Genomic DNA, 18,245 nt, shown 5'->3' with positions numbered 1-18,245 from the left:
ATTGTCCTTGTATAACGACCGCAATGGTTACACCAAGCAGATGGGGGGAAAGTTCACCTTCTCTCACCACTTGACATTGGATAGTTATGACAGTCATTTTATCTCGTTTGGTATCTCGTATATAGTCAATGCGTTCCGTATAGACATAGACAAGTTCACCGATGCGGGTCGTCCTATGGCGGACTTGGGTGTAACGGACAACCGTTCTATGGTCAACCATAACTTTGAGGTAGGGGTGCTTTACCGCTACAAGGGGATTTTTGCGAGTCTTTCGGCGACCAATATCCTGAACAAGAGCAAAGAGATGTTTGATATCAAGGAGCCTACGAACCTGAGGAACTACAACTTGTATGCGGGTTATCGTTATAAGAAAGACCCTAGCAGCAACTGGGAGCTAGAGCCTTCGGCTTTTATCCAATACTTGGAAGGAGATGGTCGTTCCATTACCGATGTCAATGTGAAGTACCGCTGGTTCGACTACGAGGACTATTACTGGGCAGGAGCCACAGTACGCCTTATCAACGACCAGGTGTTCAGGCCCCTGAGCATAGGCCCTATGTTGGGACTTAAAAAAGGCTTGTTCTACTTCGCCTACGGCTACGGACTAAACCTCAACGCTATACGCTCCTATAACTCAGGTACCCACATGATTACCCTCGGTATCGATATGTTCCAAGGTATCGGTGGTTGTAACTGTACTGAAAGATAATAAAGTATGAAAAGTAGTATTTCTCTCCACGATATTAGGGTATATGCCTACCATGGTTGTCTTGAGCAGGAAGCACAGATTGGTAGCTGGTATCGTGTAGATCTGACTGTTTGGGCGGATTTGGGCGCCTCTATTAAGAGCGATCGCCTTGCCGATACCATAGATTATGTGAGGCTTAACCAAATTGTCAAGGATCAAATGGCCATACGTTCCGAACTTTTAGAACATGTGGCAGGACGTATCTTGCAAACTATAAAAGCTGATTTTCAGGAAATTACTTCTGTAGAGGTAGAAGTAGCCAAGATAAATCCACCTATAGGAGGAGATGTAGCACAAGTAAGTGTAAAAATAATTGACTAATTATTTGCACACTCAAAAAAAAAGTTCTACATTTGCACCCTGTAAAAAGGCATCATGGCCGAGGGGCTAGGCAGAGGTCTGCAAAACCTTATACAGCGGTTCGAATCCGCTTGATGCCTCATCTAAATTTTAAATAATTTAAAACCGCATTTCTTATGACTAATGTATTAGACAAATTTGTACAAGACATTAAGGCCAACGTACCTGGCTTTATTGCCGTTTCTGTAACTGAAGTAAAATCAGGGGTGTCTTATGTGGCTGTGTCTGCGGATCCTACTTTTGACCCCAACTTAGCATCTGCTTACAACTTGGAAGTGGTAAAGGCTAAAATGAATGCGCTGCGTATCTTAGGTTTGGAAGGTAAGGAAAAGATAGAGGATATTCTTATCACCCTCACCCACCAAATCCACGTGATTGATGTGGCTCCTAATGGAAACTATTTTGTATATTTGGTAGTAGATTCTTCTAAAGCGAACTTAGGTATTACTCGTTCTCTTTTGGCTCGTTACAAAAAAGACCTACAATCTATTTTCTAATAGAAAAAATACTAAATATAAATAACTTTTCAAAGGGCTGTCCTATAGGGATGGCCTTTTTTAAGGACAAGAAAACTAAATTATCTCTATCTTTATTTTTATTATTTTTAATTATCAAACGCAAACTGCAAACAAAAAAACGGCCTATAAAGCCGTTTTTTCTTATTTACGAGTATAATCCGTTGTTTACCGTAAGTTGAGTTCTGTTTTTCCAATTTCACGCAATTGGTCGTCAAATACAAACACTTGGTAAGTTCCTGGTTCATATTTTGTTGTGATAGAAGAGATATATTCGCATACATCTACTGGATTTCGCTCATATAGGAATTCTTTCATTGCACTATAGTTTACAGTTCTTTCTCCTACAGAGACTGTGTCATTATCTCCTAAGGTGATACCATTAGGGCTAAGTACTTGTACATAAAAAGTACGATTACCTACAGGAGCAATTCTATTAACGCCTACAGTGTAGCATACCTTAATCTTATCTACAGCTCCTGAACGTTCTTTATCCACATATCTACCACCTGATTTTTCTTTCATTCCTTGAGCTGTAAGGCTTTTAAGGCTGAGTATAGAACCTTCGTCTATCACTTTGCTCAGTTCGCTTGCTTTTTGTGATACAGAATCCAACTGAGTGGTACGTACATTCAGTGCCTTAGCCGTGCTATCACGCTGTTGAGTTACCTTTACGTTGTACTTGCGCAAAGAATCGTTGATAGCCAGTAGGCGCTGGCGTTCTTTCTTGAGTACTTCTACTTGATCGCGATACTTGAATAGTACATTGATATCGGCTTTCATAGTCTTAAGCGAGTCAATATACTGAGCAATACGGGCTTTAGCATCGGCCAGTTCATCGGCATTTTGCTTGGAAACGGTTACCGCTTCGTCATAGTCTTTTTGCAAGCTTTCTAACTCTTTGATAACCTGGTCGCGTTTCTCTAAAATGGCTTCTTCGTTTTTTCTTGCTTCGTTGGATTGGTAGAAAGCATAGCCACCTGCTCCTACAAGTCCTATAGACAACAAAGCAATGATAAGACCACCTCCTTTTTTTCTTTCAGGTGTCTCATTATTTTGTAATTCTACTGACATAAAAATTAGGTTTTTAGTTATTTTGTTAGGACAAAAATAGGAATTTTTGTCTAAGTATGAAGCGTATTTAATGGTTTAACACATAATTAATATATCTCACCTGAGCCAATTAGCTCATCTTCTATGTACCAAGCGGCAAATTGTCCTGAGGTAATAGCGCTTTGTGGAGTTGTAAAATCAATGTATAACCCGCTGTCATTCAGATATAAAGTAGCTTTTTGCAAGGGCTGACGATAGCGAATACGTACCATTGTTTCCATGGTTTGGTGCAAAGATAGTGCTAAATCGGTGCGAATCCAATGAATATCTTCTTTTTTAACAAATAGAGTGCGCCTAAAAAGTCCTGGGTGGGCATGTCCTTCCCCTACATAGATAATATTTTTTTCGGTATCTGTATCTATGACAAAGAGAGGCTCTACAGTGCCGCCTACATGTAGTCCCTTACGCTGCCCTATAGTGAAAAAATGAGCGCCATCGTGCTGGCCAACCACTTTGCCGTCTGTGGGGGAATAGTGGTATTTTTCCGCGTAGTATTTCAGTTCGTCTTCATAACACTCAAAGAGCTTAGAACTTTCTTTGTCCTGATAACCTTGCCAAGTGCTAGGGATTTGGATAATATCTCCTTTTTTAGGGGCAAGTTGTTGCTGCAGGAACTCAGGCAGGCGTACCTTACCAACAAAGCAAAGGCCTTGGGAATCCTTCTTTTCGGCAGTAACAAGGCCTAATTCTTTGGCAATGGCGCGTACCTCACTCTTTTGTAGGTCGCCTATAGGGAAGAGGGCACGGCCGAGCTGTGCTTGGGAGAGCTGACAGAGGAAATAGGATTGGTCTTTGTTTTGATCTTTTCCTGCCAATAGGCGATAGATGGTTTGTCCGTTGACTTCTATGGTATCCTTGCGGCAATAGTGCCCTGTAGCTACATAGTCTGCTCCTAAGTTCAGGGCGTATTCGAGGAAGGTGGCAAACTTGATTTCACGGTTGCAAAGCACATCGGGATTGGGGGTGCGACCACGTTCGTATTCTCGGAACATATAATCCACAATACGCTGTTTGTAAGGTACGCTCATATCCACTGTCTGGAAGGGAATACCCAATTTTTCAGCGACCATAAGGGCGTCATTGCTGTCCTCTAGCCACGGACACTCATCGGAGATGGTAACCGAATCATCATGCCAATTCTTCATAAAGAGGCCAATGACCTCATATCCTTGCTTTTGGAGTAGGTAGGCGGCCACACTGCTATCTACCCCTCCACTAAGTCCTACTACTACACGTTTCATATGATTTCCTTTCTTTTTTATGGTTTTTCTATACAAATAGCACCCCATGAGTAGCCTACTCCAAAACCAACAAACTGTATCCTTTTGCTTGGTTTTTCAGGATATTTGCGTAGGTGCTCGGAAAGAGCAATGGGAATGGTGGAAGAAATGGTATTACCATAATACCGCATTTCTATAACAAATTTCTCCTCAGGGATTTCCATGTCCTCACGTACCTTATTCAGGATATGGGTATTGGCCTGATGAAAGACAAAGAGGTCTATATCGTTTATATCAAATCCATTGGTTTTCAAATTATCATAGACTACTTCAGGGGTACGTTTCACGATAAAATTAAAGATTTTCCCTCCTTTCATATCCACGAAATTATCCAAGTCATCGGGGTTTTCGTTGCGGGGAGAGCGGGTGCCTCCATTGCGAATGATTAGGTTTTCAGCTCCAGCACCATCGGTGCCTAGGGTAGGTTTGCCTATACAATATGTCCCTTCGTTCGAGACAAGGGTAGCGGTAGCGGCATCGCCAAAGATACTTAGGTTACCTTTGTCCTTGGGGTGTACATACTTGGTATAGGTGTCTGCCGTTACTAAAATCACATTCTTAAAATTACCAGAGGCAATGAGGCTACTGGCTAGAGAAAGCCCATAGATATAGCCCGAACAACCTTGGTTGATGTCCAAAGCGGCACAAGTGGTGGGCAGGCCTACCTTCTCTTGTACAATGCAGGCTGTAGTAGGGAGAATATGATCGGGAGTTTGGGTGCAAAGTAGGAGAAAATCAATGGTATTTTTGTCCAAATGATGTTCCTCTATAAGGTTTAGTACGGCTTGGGTAGCCATATCGGAGGCGCACTCATCTGCCTGGGCAATGTAACGCTGTTCAATACCTATTTTCTGAAGAATTTTTTCGCTATTCCATTCAGGAAATTGCGCTGAAATAGCATCATTCGTGAGAATATTCTTAGGGAAATAGGTAGAAATAGCCTTGATATAACTTTTCATCATTCACAAATATGGGGTTTATTGGAAAAGTGCTTTTTAAGGGCAAAAAAAAAGTCATTCACTAAGGAATGACACTGTGGGAAGAGCAGGATTCGAACCTGCGAAGGTAAAACCAGCAGATTTACAGTCTGCCCTCGTTGGCCGCTTGAGTATCTTCCCGTTTTCGGCCGCAAAAGTACGTACTTTTTTTTTGCTGTGCAAATTTTTATACGTCTTTTTCCAAAAACTTTTTGATCTTCTCTACCTCTACCCCTATATCACCTGCACCAGCTAACACTAAAACACGAGCAGGGTGGGCTTGTAAGTAGTTGATAATCTCGGATTTGGATAAAAGTACTTTGTTGGGGTTCTCTATTTTATCCAAAAGCCATTGTGAGGTTACCCCTTCTATGGGGAGTTCTCTGGCGGGATAAATATCTAAGAGGACGACACGGTCGAACTGTGAAAGGCTCTTAGCAAAACCCTCAGCAAAGTCACGGGTACGAGTAAAAAGGTGTGGCTGGAAGAGAATAGTTATCTCCTTGTGGGGGTACATAGTTCTCACCCCATTATAGAGTGCATTTAGCTCGGTAGGGTGGTGGGCATAGTCATCTATAAAGACTTGCTCAGGGGTATTGATGATATAGCTAAAGCGCCTTTTGACCCCCTTGAAACTCGCTAAGGCACGTGTTAAATCAGCTAAGGGATAGCCTGCCTGATGTGCTACCGCCACGGCAGCCAAGGCATTGAGTAGGTGATGTTCTCCAGGACGGAAGAGGGTACAGTCCTTGACCTCTTCACGTTGGCCTGTCTTAGGATCGGTATAGCTTAAAGTAAAGTGGTAGCCTCCGTTTTGTACTTTCACTTGAGAAATCTCATAATCACTACCATCGGCAATGCCATAGGTAAGCCCTGCAAAGGGTAGTCCCTTGCGTACGATGAGTTTGCCCCCAGGCTTGAGGCGATGGGTAAAGTCCTCAAATCCTTTTTGGAACTCTTCCGCTGTCCCATAGATGTCTAAGTGGTCGGCATCTACAGCCGTGATACAAGCAATGGACGGGCTTAGGCGCAAGAAAGAGCGGTCAAACTCGTCGGCTTCTACCACTGTAAGTTCAGTTCCCTTACAGATGAAATTGCTTTGGAAGTTCTCACAAATACCTCCTAAGAAAGCACTCACCGGCGCCTTACATTCTACCAAGATATGGGCTAAGATGCTGCTGGTAGTTGTCTTGCCATGGGTACCTGCTACGGCCAAGCAAAAACTATCCTCTGTGATAAGCCCTAATACCTCAGAACGCTTGCAAACCTTATAGCCATGTGTTTGGAAATAGACGAGTTGTTTGTGCTCCTTTGGGATAGCAGGGGTATAGACTACCAGGGTGTTTTCTGGGGTATAATTTTTGGGGATAAAATCCAAGTCCTCCGAGAAAGTAATAGCAATGTCCTTTTGGGAGAGCATCTCAGTAATATCGGAAGGGGTACGGTCATAGCCACGCACCTCTTTTCCTTTGAAGCGATAGTATAAAGCCAAGGCGGACATACCGATTCCTCCTATGCCTATAAAATAAATATGTTCCATTGTTAATGAGTTAATGAGCTAATTTGCCAGTGAGCTAATTTGTTGATTAATTGGCTAAATTGGTGATTGGCAAATTGTCTAATTAATAAACGCAAAGGTAAGGATAATTTTTAAATGCTCAGCGGACTTGAGGGACAAATTTTGGGTTATTTTGTCTCAGGCAGATACTGCCAATACCGCTTGGGCATGCTTCTGAGTTGGTAACGGGTGTTTTTGCGTTCAGTGATATTGATATGCTGGAAGTAGGTTTTCCAGAGTTGCTCATAGCCGTCGGAGAGTTGAGCGGTTTTGCCAAAATTCTTCTCAGCTGGGGTAAAGGAGATTACTTCCTTGAGGTCGTAGTAAAATCCATAAGCGCGCTGAGGGTCAAAGAGTACCCACTCTTGGTCTGAAAAGCGCGCTTTAAAGTGGGGAATCACCAAAGGCAATACATCGTACTGCGGTGCTATTTTGGCAAAATAGAGCTTGCCCAACTGCTCAAAGCGAACAAATTCCTTTACTCTATGCACCTCACGCCCTACACTCTTAGCGGCTTTTCGAATATGCGCAATAGCCACATGCCCATAGTTTTCTAAGACATTTGCTTCGGGGTATTGGAGCATCAGGCGAATAGCCTCCAAGAGATGGTTTTCTATTGCATTTTCTTCGGAGAGAAAAGCCCGAAGTACAATGGCCACTCCCTCTGTGCCCCATATAGTTTTGATCTTGCTTAGCACGCGCTGGGCTTTGGTAGTATCGGTATAAACGATCTCCTCTTCGTCCCATAGGGTAGGGGTATGACCAGACTCAGGTGTGATAATCACCTGTGAGTAACGCCTTTCAAAGGTTATAAAAACAGCCGTAAGGAATCCTTCAAAGGAACTATCGTAGAGTAAATGTATCAATTTGTGAATAGGTTAATTAGGAAAGGGTATAACGGGGGCATACCTATTTTTCTGTTTGCTCTGGCTGTTCGCGATGATAAGGCGACGCAGCCTTAGGCTATCCATACTCCCTGCCAAGGGTTCTGCACCACTACAAGTGATAAAGTACTTGGCACGACTGAGACTCACTCCCATTTGTTTGAGGGAATAGTAGGTGAGTTTTTGGAAAGTCCGTGCGGATAAGATCTTCTGTACGGATCTCACTCCTACCCCAGGGATACGTAGGAGTAATTCTCGCGGTGCGGTATTCACATCGATAGGGAAGAGGTGCTGATTACGCAGCGCCCAAGCGAGCTTAGGGTCTATCTCCAAATCCAAAAAAGGTTGTGTAGGGTCAAGAATCTCATTGGGGTCAAAACCATAATAGCGCATCAGCCAATCGGCTTGGTAGAGGCGATTCTCTCGTACAATAGGTACTTGGCTATAGATAGAGGGGAGGCGACTGTCCTGAAGAACAGGTACATAACCGGAGTAATACACCCGCTTGAGTTGAAATTTCTCATACATATAGCTGGCTACATGGATAATCTTTTGGTCAGTCTCGGCTGTAGCCCCAATAATCATCTGAGTGGTCTGTCCTGCAGGGGCAAACTTCGGGGTGTGTTTGAATTTCTTTTGCTCCAAAGAGGTGATAGCCAGTTCATTCTTCACCTGTTGCATAGGAGCAACCATCTGCTTGTGGTCTTTTTCAGGGGCCAGTAGCTTGAGTCCCTCCTTGGTAGGTATTTCAAGGTTGACAGAAAGACGATCGGCATAGAGTCCAGCCTCATGGATCAGCTGTTCACTCGCCCCAGGAATGGTCTTCAGGTGTATATACCCGTTGAAGTGTTCCTCCTCTCTTAGTTTTTTGGCTACTCTTACTAAGCGTTCCATGGTGGTATCTGCATCCTTAAATACGCCAGAGCTTAGGAAAAGGCCTTCTATATAGTTTCTTCGGTAGAAGTTGATAGTCAGATCCACTACTTCCTGTACAGAGAAAGCCGCACGAGCAATATCGTTCGAGCGGCGAGAGACACAATACACACAGTCATATATGCAATGGTTGGTCAGCAGGATTTTGAGTAGGGAGATACACCGCCCATCTTCCGTAAAGGAATGGCAGATTCCCAAGGGGGCAGCATTACCCAATTCACCTTTTTTACCGCGACGCGTACTCCCGCTACTGGAGCAGGAGACATCATACTTAGCTGCATCGGCTAAAATGGCGAGTTTTTCTTTGATACGTTCAAAATCCATGGATAGTGGTCAGTAGTTAGTGGTCAGCAGTCAGTTGTTAGTGGTCAGCAGTCAGCAGTCAGTTTCTGATGAATGACCACTGACTTCTGATTACTGATTACTGTTTACAGTTATTACAAGGGCAAAGTCTTTGTGTAAGTTCAGGGAAACGAACAAATCCAGTCACCCAGATAAGGGTTTCAATGCCTGTCTGTAAGACAAAGGATTCTTTGATAACCAAATGAGTAGCCATAGCTCCGGCCATATAACAAGCCATAAGCAAAAAGCCTACCACAGCAGTACGAGGAATCCAAAAAAGTAAGGCAAAGAATATCTGTAACCCGCCTAAGATGTGGAGTGTAGAAGCACCGCCTACTAATTTTGCCATTTGTACATTCTGCTCACCCCCAGTGAATTTCATAGCACCTGTAGCGACGAAGACAAAGGTTACCAATCCAGAAAGGACATAACCCGCGATTTTTCTTGTTTTACTATTCATAAAAATACTAAATTAAATTCTGATGCAAAGATACGAGTTTTTATCCAAAGGGAAATTAACCTGAGGTAATTTTAGAGAGCAGAAAGCATCACAACCTAAAAATATCTTCTGTCTGTAAGCTAAGGTCAGGGAAGATCACCGAAGTAACTTCTTTATCTACAAAAGGGGGAAGTGCACGGTATTGGTTGTTTTCCAATACATTGATAATCACATATTCATCTTGTGGGTGTACCAGCCAATACTCTCTTACCCCTGCTTCCTGGTAGAGTTCGTATTTATTTTTGAGTTCTTTTTTAGAGTTACCAGGAGAGAGGATTTCTATGATCAGGTCAGGGGCGCCCCAGCAACCTCTTTCGTCCAACTTATCTGCATCGCATACTACACAGAGGTCAGGCTGGACAACGGTATATACCTCATTGTCTTTCTCACCCTTTTTCGCTAAGCGCACATCAAAAGGAGCCGCAAAGAGTTTGCAAGGGACATTATAAAAACGATTTCCGATCAGGATCGTTAGGTTTCTTGATACAGCCTGATGGGTCAGGCTGGGGGCACCCATTTGAAATATTTTCCCCTTAAGGAGTTCCAAGCGGTCTTTGATTTTCCACATCAGATAATCGGCATAAGTATATATGCCATTGACAAGGTCTAACTGGTCAATATTTGTAATTACAGTGCTCATGGTCTTAGTGAATAACGAATAGTGAAAAATGAATAGAGTCTGATAGCCAACTTCTGACCTCTGAAGGTATTACAATCTGAAAATATCTTCTGTCTGTAAGCTAAGGTCAGGGAAGATAGTCGAGTGAATGAGATCCCCTTCTACAATAGGAGGGAGGGTGCGATATTGGCCATTTTCTAGAACAAATTGAGTAATTTCTTTATTGTCAGGACGTATCACCCAATACTCTCGTACGCCTGCCTCCTGATAAAGTTCGTACTTATTGCGTATTTCTTTCTTAGAATTACCAGGAGAGAGAATCTCTATGATAAGGTCAGGGGCGCCTAAGCAGCGTTTTCCGTCAGCTAATTTTTCAGGATCACATACCACACAAAGGTCAGGTTGCACAACAGTATCTTCCTTGCCGTTCTTATTTTTAAGAACAACATCAAAGGGTGAGGCAAAGACCTTGCAAGGTTTGTCATAAAAGTACATAAACAGTAAACCAGATAGGTTAAAAGATATACTCTGATGAGAAATAGCAGGAGCGGGACTCATCTTAAAGATTTTTCCTTTGAGAATCTCTACTCGGTCTTTGATCTTCCACATCAGATAATCGGCATAAGTATATATACCATTGACAAGGTCTAACTGGTCAATATTTGTGATAACAGTGCTCATGGGTTCAGTTGTTAGTAGTCAGTGGTCAGAAGTCAGTTTCTGATTACTGATAACTGACCTCTGGTAACTAAAGTGCAAATATACAACATTTGAAAAGGAAAGTCAATAGGGGAGAAAAAATACGTTAGACTAAAGAGGTGATTCGTTCTTTTATATAGATAGTAGTTTCCTCTACTGAAAGTTTTCTCAATTATTCGGGTAGGCAGGCTTTGTACAGAGGAGTGATGAATAGGGGCTTTTGTAAATTACAATGTTTCTGCTTGTTTTTTTGCAAATAATCGTTTAGCTCTATTGTGGAGGGAAAGATCTTGTAGTGTTTTCTGTCTTTTGTGTCCTCTATTTCATAAATATCGCAGGCTTGTTCCCAAATTACTTCAGCAGCACGTAAATATAGCTTAGCTATTTCAAGTGTTTTAAAAGGGAAAAGTGCACGAAATCTTCCTTTATCATCTACATCTGCACAGATACATCTGCCGCAAGTGTGACAGATGTACTGACAATGGTGTAATAAACAATCTTCAGGATTTAACAAAGGAGTAATACGGCTGTTTGTAGCGTAACACTCAGGGCAAGTAGAAACTGTTTGCATAATTTAAGATGTCATTTGTAATAAGTTGCTGATTTCCTCCGCATGGGTGCGACAATAGTACATTACAAAGGAAATAAAAGGTACAAACAGTACAATACTATATAATAGGCCACGTGCAGATGCCTTGTAATCACCTATACGATAGAGTATATAACCAGCCCAGATGAGATTCAGTGTCATAGTGATATGTGATAGTTGGGCGAAGATATTAGCGCCACTCCATGTAAAGGTGAAGAGTCCCATGGTACCAAAGTAATACATTGGTAGGAAGGCAAGAGCCAGCCAAGTAGCTTTTCTGTTATATAGGAAAATTACAAAGCCTACTAAATATACCAAACTACTGGGAGAACAGGCGTTATAAGATAGCCATTGTACGAAGTTTACTTTTAAGCTAATGAAGAAATAACCACTCCCTGAGAGTGTAAGCAATAATAAGGCAATAGCCAAAAGAAAGCCAACGATTTTTTCGGTTTTTGTCATGATAAAAGGTGTTAGGTTCTAGGTGATAGCTGTTATCTAAAGGAGCATTGACTAACGAATAGGGATATAAACCTCTGTCTTTAGTTTATCTTCAGGGGTACGGCGAGAGTCATTAAGGTATTTCTCGAAAGTGGGTTCGTCGCGTATCTCGTATTCACTATCTATCACCCAGCGCATAGCAGCATCGTAGACGGCTGAGAGATGGGTATAACTTCCTTGATAGAAAAAGACGGCATATCTGCCTCCCGACAAGTTCTTGCAACTCACTTCGCCTTCAGGACGGGCAGGCTTGTGAATAGCCAAACTTACCTCCGAACGTTGCAAAGAAGCTTCGGTTATCTTGGGGTCGTCGTATGAAATACATATCGACTCAATTCCTTTGGTAAATAGCTTTTGCGATTTCACAACTGCCCACAATTGCTCGTAGGCTTTTCCATAGTCTAAGGTGCCATATTCGCCAGTGAGAGCTACATAGATAAGATTTTTAGGTTCCAAATCCATTATTTTAGGAGCTTTGAGTGCCAAATCGGGGTTGATGATTTCTTTCTTCATAATGTAAATATCTTTGTTGGTTCTGTATTCGGAGGGAGTGATGCCGTATTGGTTTTTGAAGGCTTTGGATAAGGAAGCAGGAGTTTCATACCCTATATTGAAGGCAATTTCTTCTATCGGGAGAGGGGTATAGCGCAATAGGCGTGCAGTAGCTTCTATCCTCAAGCGAGTGATATGTGCTCCGATGGTTTCTCCCTTGAGCGCTTTGAAGACACGATGAAAGTGAAATTCGGATAAAGCAGCCACTTCAGCGAGCGTTTTCAGGTCTAAGGACGCATCTAAGTGGTCGTTGATATAAGCAACAACCTTATTGATACGTTGGGTGTAGTCGTTGTAAGTAATAGTTCGCATGTAAGTTAGGTTTGAGTGGTTGACCACTGATTTACGATGCAAAGATACAGTGATTTTTAGCAAAATACTTTTCCTATCTTGCTAAAAATGTATGAATCACAGGAGTAAGTAATTACTAAATTTGTATCTTTGCCCTTGTAAAAAGTAGAGATGAAGAACAAACAAGAAGCCATTCAGATAAGATTGCTAAACCAGCAACTGCTTTCTCCCCTATATGAAAAACCAGAGGAAATAGTAGCTTGGCAGGGAGCTATGCAAGCACAGGACTATAACTATTTTCGTTGGGCAATAGGGGTACGGCAGCGGACGCCACAATTAGTCCAACTCCAAGAGGCATTTGTTAAGGCTGAACTCTTACGCCTTCACCTCTTGCGGTGTACAGTACAAGTGGTCAGCCAAAAGGATATAGGTTGGTTGCTTCCCTTGTGTAAAGAACGGAATTTGAGAACCTTGCAATCGTGGCATAAAAGTATAAATATCTCATTTTCAGAAAGTCATTTTGAGGAGATAACTCGAGCCATGCAGGAACTCCTAGCAGGCGGTAAGTCATTACCTAAAAGAGCTATTGCAGAGGAACTAGCCTCCTTAGGATTCTTACTTGATGATAGGCTACTGACTTCCCTAATTAGTTCGGAGTGAGATAGAGGGCATCCTGTGTTCAGGGGTGATGCAAGGTAGGGAGGCCACATGGGCTTTGCTGTCGGAAAGAGTATCTACAGTATGCTCACTTACTCCTGATGAAGCACTGAAACAGCTAGCCCTAAAGTATTTTAGGAGTCATTCGCCTGCCTCTTTGGAGGACTTTGTTTGGTGGGCGGGATTGTCCAAAACACAATGCAAAAAAGCTTTGACCCTAATAGCCAATAAAGTAGAGGAAATAAAAGTAGAAGGAGAGGCAATGTATCTATATCATAATACTCTTGACTGTCCCGATTATGCAAGAATGGTATTTTTGCTTCCACCCTATGATGAATATTTGATAGGTTACAAAAGTCGCTGGGTAGCGCTTGAAAAGAAACATACAGCTAAGGCACATAACAACTTTGGTATTTTCAAACCTGTAATTCTGCACGAAGGCAGAGTGGTAGGCAATTGGAAAGCAAGTATTGAAAAGCAAGGGGCAAACCTTATCACAGAGCTTTTTGCAGAGAAAAGCAAAGTCAAACAGCAATACTTGCAAGAGGCTATAAATCGGTTTATGGAGTTTTGCAACTGAATATAGGGATATCAGGGGTTTTGTTTGGTAGTGTAGAAAGTTTGTAATAACTAAGAGGCAGATTGAGTGTTAATCAATTTGACTCCCGAGGGGAGTGGACTTATAGAGACCTAAAGTCTCGTCCCCCACCACTGAATAGCACAACTACTATTTTGCGCTGTGAAGGTAATACTTTTTGAAATAAGATGTGAGAATATAGTTGTTTTTGAATAAAAAACCATACAATAATTTGTGCGTTACAAAAAAAAGCACTACCTTTGTCAAAAAATTAAAACAATATTTAGAATAGCATTTAAGAAGATATAATCAAAAACAACATATAGCGTTTCGCTTACAATTTTCCCTCTTGCAGAAAACGACCAAATATTTTTAGTAGCGGGAAAGCTGAAGTGGAGATGCCTACGTATAAGCGTGGGCATTCCTTTTGCTTTGCTACATAGCCTTTGGTCGGGCTTCTGCAAGAAAGTAATAAGGAATGTTTCACGTTTTTTTTATTATCTCTAAGTAATGCAAAGGCGGAAACCGAAAAGCCTATAATAGAGTAGGGGGTATTTTAAATTTAAAATTAAATGAAAAAAGTAGTAATTATGCTTTTGATTCTGTCAGCAGGAATAGCTTCTTGTAAGAACAATGAAGAATCCAATCAGAACAACAGAACAGTAAATGAAGGAACTGTCACAGTTGAAACTATTAAATTGAAGGAACTAAAGAATAGTAGAGTTAAGGATGTATTGTATGCAATGTATTGGAATCTAATGGCTGGAAAAAATAGTGAGAAAGATTCTTATACATTTGTAAATAAGGAGGCTTATGAATATCTTCAAGAGGTCGTTGCAAATGAAGAACTTATTATAGTTCAAAAAGGAACGTGTGAAAATGGCTATGATTGTCCTGATACAAAATATAAGTTCAAGATTAAAGCTAAGATGAATAGGCCTGATTATGGTGAGTATGATGAAGTCTATATTCAAAAATTTGTAGATAAAGAAGTTTTAGGTTGGGAAATTATAAAATCATTATTTGAAAATACTCCTGTATTTAGTTCTTTAGATGACATTTTATTTGAAGAATTTGATATTTTCTATATGACAGATATGGCGGAAGTGAAAGATGAATGGGTGAAAAGAGGAAATAATTGTGATATAAGAATAGAAGATTTTTATTCAGTAGGTCAATATCATGGGTATCAAGCGACTGTATTGCCAGCAGATAAGATAAGATATGAGAATGATAGATTTTATATCTATACAGTTGAAGAATACCTTCCTCCTGCAGGCATGCATGATTAAAAGAACTTGATATATAATATGGTTTTGGTATAACGAAAGTCATCCACAAAGCTATCAAGAGCTTACGGCTATGTATTTAAAATAAAAATTTAACATTTTTTACACTTGTATAATCATATCTCCATGATTTTTACTGATTGTTATAAAGGGGAAAAGTGCTATTTGTGTTTGGAAATTATAAAATTACACTTAATCGCTGTGCTTTTCTTTCTGTGAAAATCTGTGGCAAAGATTCTTAGAAATAAGGAAATCATTGTATTAATACAATAAAGGCGGAAACCGAAAAGCCTGTAATAGACAGTAGGTATAAACTAAAATCTTTTTACATTATGGGTAATAAAGCTTTTGGAGCCGGTAAAAATCAAGGAATTAAAATCGGTCTTGAAATGGGTAAAAAAGCCCTAGAAAATGAAAAAGTCAAAACGGCAGTTACAGGAGGTGTAGCAGCAGTTTTAGGTCTGATAGGAGGAGCTATCATTAAGGCCTTAAGTAGTAAATAACTTTTTCATATATCCCCTTGCAAAGCTATTATTTGTAAGGGGATTTTTTTATTGATTAATTGAATATCAAAAGAGTCAGAAATATCAAGCCCTTTACTTGGCTACCTAAGGGAAAAATCGTATTTTTGTAGAGCTACTTTTTCAAATAGATGGCAATAGAGAATTATGGAAGAAGAGTCTACAACTATAACTACAATACATGAGGTAATTCTTAGGGAGAGATACCAAGGGATTACCTTTTCTGTGTTATATGAAAACCCTAATGGAGGATTAGTAGAAAGGTTTAACCAAGGGGTGCAAGGAAAGAAAGAAAAATATAAAAATATAGAGGCTCTAAAGATTTTAGCAGATAATGGTAGGCAATACCGATTGCTACCCCTTATTCAAGACGGGGAGAAAAATCCAGATGCCTTTAATCTACAAACAGAAAAGTATGTAGATATTAAGGTATGAGAGAGTAATAATGGAAAGAATATTATACAAGGAGCCTTAAAAGAAGCTAATAAACAAGGTGTATCTGAAGTGATTATCCATTTTACTCAAGTGTTAGCTTCTAATCGTGAAGCTTTTGATACATTAAAGGCTACATTTAAGCAAAAACGTGCAGATAAGATAGAGATGATAACTTTTATAATGCCTGATAATAGAGTTTTACAGGTAAATACAGCACGATTCAAAATAACAAGGAGGCAAACTGAATAAACATCAATTTGCCTCCCGGGGGGTGTGGGCTTATAGAGACCCGAAGTCTCGTCCCCCACCATTCAAAACAGCATAACCACTATTTCGCACTGCAAAGATAATACTCTTTCAATTAAAAAGCAAGTATGTATCTGTTTTTATTAATTATTAATAATTAATCATTAGTCATTATTTCACGTCCATTCTATACATTTTATGGCAAGCAACGCAATTGCCTAAGAGTTCAGTAACTTGTGCAGCGGTATGCTTAGGGTCAAAATTTTTCTCGGCACTCTCGGCGATCTGGTCAAACTTGCCATGGGTGTCGAAGCCTATAGTCTTGAACTCCGCAGGGATAGAAGCCAGCAGGCCTGCGGGGGCATGCCCTGCTACTGAACCCCCCGAAGCACGAGCTACCTTGGCAATAAGAGCAGGATCGTTTTGGGCTATGCCTACATTGATCTGTTGAAGTGCCTCTACAAAGGTACGCATCTCTTGCATAACAAAGTCCCTGTTGGACTGGCTTACAATGATACTCACACGGGTATCATTGGGTAGGACTTCAGTGTTGCCTACAAACATCTTTCTGATAAGAACTACATTCACCCCTACAGAAATAACTAAAAGGGAAATAAAGAGAATTTTTTTTATCATAATTGCGATTTGTTAATGAATCCATTTGACGATGGGCAAATTGTCCCATCAAAAATCGTGCCTTTATTTAGAATAAAGATATATAAAATAAATTATTTTTTAATTGTCTAATTAACAGGTAAATAGTCTGTACTTTCCTTTAATTACTAATTAACGCGAGTTCGACGTAAGCAAAATTATATTTTTCTCCCACAGATTCCACGGATTTTCACGGAGAGAATGATACAACAACTAAGTATAACTCCTTAATTTCTACGGATAAATAAGGCCTTTGGCCTTATAAAAATCTGTGTAAATCGCAACAGCACAATTACACAAACATAGAAAATCTGTGAAATCCGTGAAAATCTGTGGGAGCTTTCGTTATATCGAACTCACGTTAATTACAGAAATTATTTGTTTGGATTTTTTTGTTTTTGTATTTTTGTGCGTTGATATAGTGTGCTTTATGTGAGAATAAAAATAGTTTAGAATAAATAACAGATGAAGAAGAAATGGGAGTGTTTTTATAGGGATACAAAGGAAGAAATGTTACAGGTAGTGGGTAATTCCAATCTGCCTTATCTTTTGTTGCTACAAAAACACACCTCACAATTGCAGGATTGGATACTAAGAAGTCATATAAATCATTATCAAGCAAGTTTTCAGAGCTATTCTTTGCAGAAGTTTGTTATGATGGAGATGCCTTTATATCAGTTAAATTTTGATTGGTGTTCTATAAGCGAAGAAGTCTATGGCTCTTTGAGGGAGGAATCTTCTTCTTTTGAGATATTTGCTTCCTCAATTTATTATCTATTTGACTTCCTGCTCTCTTATAATAGCCTTATAGAATGTCCCCAGTATCCTAATAACCAGTTGTATTATACAAAATTAGCAGAGGAAGTGATTTATGAATGTAAATTTCCTCCTTTGCTATATGATTTGGATTTTAATAGTATTCATACCACAGTGGAAACAGCGTATTGTCCTGTGAAAATATTGCAAGAAAAAGGGTTTTATCGAGAATAGGAAAAAAGATGGTCTTACAAATAAAAACCGATTATATAATCTCTCCAACAAAAGGGGATTATGCTTTGATTGATCATATAGAAGCTATTCCCTCAATAGCTTATTGTTATAGGGCACGACTCATAGAAAATTCGTTGAGTGAGGCGCTGATTACCTTATGCAAAGAATATCAAGAATGTATTGATGCTTTTAGTATCCTATTGGCTGATGAGATAGAACGAGAAATAAGCGAATATCAATTGTGCCTAAAATACAATAATAGTAAGTTGTTTGATTTGAAGGTATATGACCATTATGTAACTTTCTTTACAAAATACCGAACTGCTGACGGCTTATTAGATAATTACAGATGGTAGCAAGGCTAAGAAAGAATCTGTCTATCAGCTGATGAATTTATAGATTCAAGAAACGCCTTT

At 40.2% G+C, this 18,245-nt stretch carries 24 protein-coding genes and 2 tRNA genes; 11 read left to right on the top strand and 15 right to left on the bottom strand.

Going from position 1 to position 18,245, the window contains the following annotated elements; all coding sequences use genetic code 11:
* From HMPREF9331_RS11560 to HMPREF9331_RS11545, 4 genes are all read left to right on the top strand, one after another.
* Positions 1–709, top strand: a 709-nt coding sequence (locus tag HMPREF9331_RS11560) for a PorP/SprF family type IX secretion system membrane protein (protein ID WP_040357524.1), incomplete at its 5' end; no start/stop codon positions are given.
* 6 nt (positions 710–715) lie between these two features.
* The gene (gene folB / locus HMPREF9331_RS11555; protein WP_016421083.1) at positions 716–1,069 is read left to right on the top strand and encodes a dihydroneopterin aldolase; all 354 of its coding nucleotides are present in this window, start codon (positions 716–718) and stop codon (positions 1,067–1,069) included.
* Positions 1,070–1,117: 48 nt separating this feature from the next.
* Positions 1,118–1,188 (top strand) — tRNA-Cys (locus HMPREF9331_RS11550).
* Between the two features lie 36 nt (positions 1,189–1,224).
* A complete protein-coding gene (locus HMPREF9331_RS11545) occupies positions 1,225–1,605 on the top strand; it encodes a hypothetical protein (protein ID WP_009643031.1) in 381 nt (126 codons plus the stop codon).
* A gap of 186 nt (positions 1,606–1,791) precedes the next feature.
* Here HMPREF9331_RS11545 and HMPREF9331_RS11540 read toward each other — a convergent pair whose 3' ends face one another.
* From HMPREF9331_RS11540 to HMPREF9331_RS11480, 13 genes are all read right to left on the bottom strand, one after another.
* Complete coding sequence (locus HMPREF9331_RS11540; RefSeq protein ID WP_016421082.1) at positions 1,792–2,697, bottom strand: hypothetical protein; 906 nt, start codon at positions 2,695–2,697, stop codon at positions 1,792–1,794.
* 86 nt (positions 2,698–2,783) lie between these two features.
* Entirely contained in the window at positions 2,784–3,977 is a 1,194-nt protein-coding gene (gene mnmA, locus HMPREF9331_RS11535; RefSeq protein ID WP_016421081.1) for a tRNA 2-thiouridine(34) synthase MnmA, read from the bottom strand.
* 17 nt (positions 3,978–3,994) lie between these two features.
* Entirely contained in the window at positions 3,995–4,978 is a 984-nt protein-coding gene (locus HMPREF9331_RS11530; RefSeq protein WP_016421080.1) for a 3-oxoacyl-ACP synthase III family protein, read from the bottom strand.
* A 74-nt stretch (positions 4,979–5,052) separates the two neighbouring features.
* Positions 5,053–5,134 (bottom strand) — tRNA-Tyr (locus HMPREF9331_RS11525).
* 46 nt (positions 5,135–5,180) lie between these two features.
* Positions 5,181–6,533 (bottom strand): UDP-N-acetylmuramate--L-alanine ligase, encoded by a 1,353-nt coding sequence (gene murC, locus HMPREF9331_RS11520; protein ID WP_016421079.1) that lies wholly within the window; start codon positions 6,531–6,533, stop codon positions 5,181–5,183.
* A gap of 146 nt (positions 6,534–6,679) precedes the next feature.
* Complete coding sequence (locus HMPREF9331_RS11515; protein ID WP_016421078.1) at positions 6,680–7,417, bottom strand: TIGR03915 family putative DNA repair protein; 738 nt, start codon at positions 7,415–7,417, stop codon at positions 6,680–6,682.
* A 12-nt stretch (positions 7,418–7,429) separates the two neighbouring features.
* The gene (locus HMPREF9331_RS11510) at positions 7,430–8,692 is read right to left on the bottom strand and encodes a putative DNA modification/repair radical SAM protein (RefSeq protein ID WP_016421077.1); all 1,263 of its coding nucleotides are present in this window, start codon (positions 8,690–8,692) and stop codon (positions 7,430–7,432) included.
* Between the two features lie 97 nt (positions 8,693–8,789).
* The gene (locus tag HMPREF9331_RS11505) at positions 8,790–9,170 is read right to left on the bottom strand and encodes a DoxX family protein (RefSeq protein ID WP_016421076.1); all 381 of its coding nucleotides are present in this window, start codon (positions 9,168–9,170) and stop codon (positions 8,790–8,792) included.
* 88 nt (positions 9,171–9,258) lie between these two features.
* Positions 9,259–9,849 carry a Uma2 family endonuclease gene (locus tag HMPREF9331_RS11500; RefSeq protein ID WP_016421075.1) on the bottom strand — a complete coding sequence of 197 codons (591 nt, stop codon included), beginning with the start codon at positions 9,847–9,849 and terminating at the stop codon, positions 9,259–9,261.
* Positions 9,850–9,918: 69 nt separating this feature from the next.
* Positions 9,919–10,509, bottom strand: a complete 591-nt coding sequence (locus tag HMPREF9331_RS11495) for a Uma2 family endonuclease (RefSeq protein WP_016421074.1) — start codon at positions 10,507–10,509, stop codon at positions 9,919–9,921.
* 190 nt (positions 10,510–10,699) lie between these two features.
* Positions 10,700–11,098 carry a hypothetical protein gene (locus HMPREF9331_RS11490; protein ID WP_016421073.1) on the bottom strand — a complete coding sequence of 133 codons (399 nt, stop codon included), beginning with the start codon at positions 11,096–11,098 and terminating at the stop codon, positions 10,700–10,702.
* Between the two features lie 3 nt (positions 11,099–11,101).
* Positions 11,102–11,578 (bottom strand): hypothetical protein, encoded by a 477-nt coding sequence (locus tag HMPREF9331_RS11485; protein WP_016421072.1) that lies wholly within the window; start codon positions 11,576–11,578, stop codon positions 11,102–11,104.
* A gap of 51 nt (positions 11,579–11,629) precedes the next feature.
* Positions 11,630–12,481 carry an AraC family transcriptional regulator gene (locus HMPREF9331_RS11480; protein WP_040357540.1) on the bottom strand — a complete coding sequence of 284 codons (852 nt, stop codon included), beginning with the start codon at positions 12,479–12,481 and terminating at the stop codon, positions 11,630–11,632.
* A 150-nt stretch (positions 12,482–12,631) separates the two neighbouring features.
* Between HMPREF9331_RS11480 and HMPREF9331_RS13480 the strand changes: the two genes are divergently transcribed.
* Together HMPREF9331_RS13480 and HMPREF9331_RS13475 are read left to right on the top strand one after the other, a co-directional pair.
* Positions 12,632–13,120, top strand: a complete 489-nt coding sequence (locus tag HMPREF9331_RS13480) for a DNA glycosylase AlkZ-like family protein (RefSeq protein WP_016421070.1) — start codon at positions 12,632–12,634, stop codon at positions 13,118–13,120.
* A gap of 28 nt (positions 13,121–13,148) precedes the next feature.
* Positions 13,149–13,697, top strand: a complete 549-nt coding sequence (locus HMPREF9331_RS13475) for a DNA glycosylase AlkZ-like family protein (RefSeq protein ID WP_016421069.1) — start codon at positions 13,149–13,151, stop codon at positions 13,695–13,697.
* A gap of 331 nt (positions 13,698–14,028) precedes the next feature.
* Here HMPREF9331_RS13475 and HMPREF9331_RS13020 read toward each other — a convergent pair whose 3' ends face one another.
* Positions 14,029–14,181: a hypothetical protein gene (locus HMPREF9331_RS13020; protein ID WP_155848682.1), complete on the bottom strand. Its 153-nt coding sequence runs from the start codon at positions 14,179–14,181 to the stop codon at positions 14,029–14,031.
* An 85-nt stretch (positions 14,182–14,266) separates the two neighbouring features.
* On the opposite strand from HMPREF9331_RS13020, the gene HMPREF9331_RS11470 reads away from it, so the two are divergent.
* The 3 genes from HMPREF9331_RS11470 (at position 14,267) to HMPREF9331_RS13390 (ending at position 15,939) form a co-directional block, all read left to right on the top strand.
* Positions 14,267–14,986, top strand: a complete 720-nt coding sequence (locus HMPREF9331_RS11470) for a hypothetical protein (protein ID WP_016421068.1) — start codon at positions 14,267–14,269, stop codon at positions 14,984–14,986.
* A 329-nt stretch (positions 14,987–15,315) separates the two neighbouring features.
* Complete coding sequence (locus tag HMPREF9331_RS13015) at positions 15,316–15,486, top strand: hypothetical protein (RefSeq protein ID WP_016421067.1); 171 nt, start codon at positions 15,316–15,318, stop codon at positions 15,484–15,486.
* Positions 15,487–15,651: 165 nt separating this feature from the next.
* On the top strand, positions 15,652–15,939 hold the full coding sequence (locus HMPREF9331_RS13390) for a hypothetical protein (RefSeq protein WP_016421066.1): 288 nt from the start codon (positions 15,652–15,654) through the stop codon (positions 15,937–15,939).
* Positions 15,940–16,356: 417 nt separating this feature from the next.
* Here HMPREF9331_RS13390 and HMPREF9331_RS11460 read toward each other — a convergent pair whose 3' ends face one another.
* Complete coding sequence (locus HMPREF9331_RS11460) at positions 16,357–16,821, bottom strand: hypothetical protein (protein WP_016421065.1); 465 nt, start codon at positions 16,819–16,821, stop codon at positions 16,357–16,359.
* Between the two features lie 483 nt (positions 16,822–17,304).
* Between HMPREF9331_RS11460 and HMPREF9331_RS11455 the strand changes: the two genes are divergently transcribed.
* Positions 17,305–17,829, top strand: a complete 525-nt coding sequence (locus HMPREF9331_RS11455) for a hypothetical protein (RefSeq protein ID WP_016421064.1) — start codon at positions 17,305–17,307, stop codon at positions 17,827–17,829.
* A gap of 8 nt (positions 17,830–17,837) precedes the next feature.
* Positions 17,838–18,185 carry a hypothetical protein gene (locus HMPREF9331_RS11450; RefSeq protein ID WP_016421063.1) on the top strand — a complete coding sequence of 116 codons (348 nt, stop codon included), beginning with the start codon at positions 17,838–17,840 and terminating at the stop codon, positions 18,183–18,185.
* Positions 18,186–18,245: the final 60 nt, after the last annotated feature.

Origin of the sequence: Capnocytophaga granulosa ATCC 51502, from assembly GCF_000411115.1 — a bacterium.
GTDB classification, from domain to species: Bacteria; Bacteroidota; Bacteroidia; order Flavobacteriales; family Flavobacteriaceae; genus Capnocytophaga; species Capnocytophaga granulosa.
This window is presented reverse-complemented; position numbering and strand designations above follow the sequence as displayed.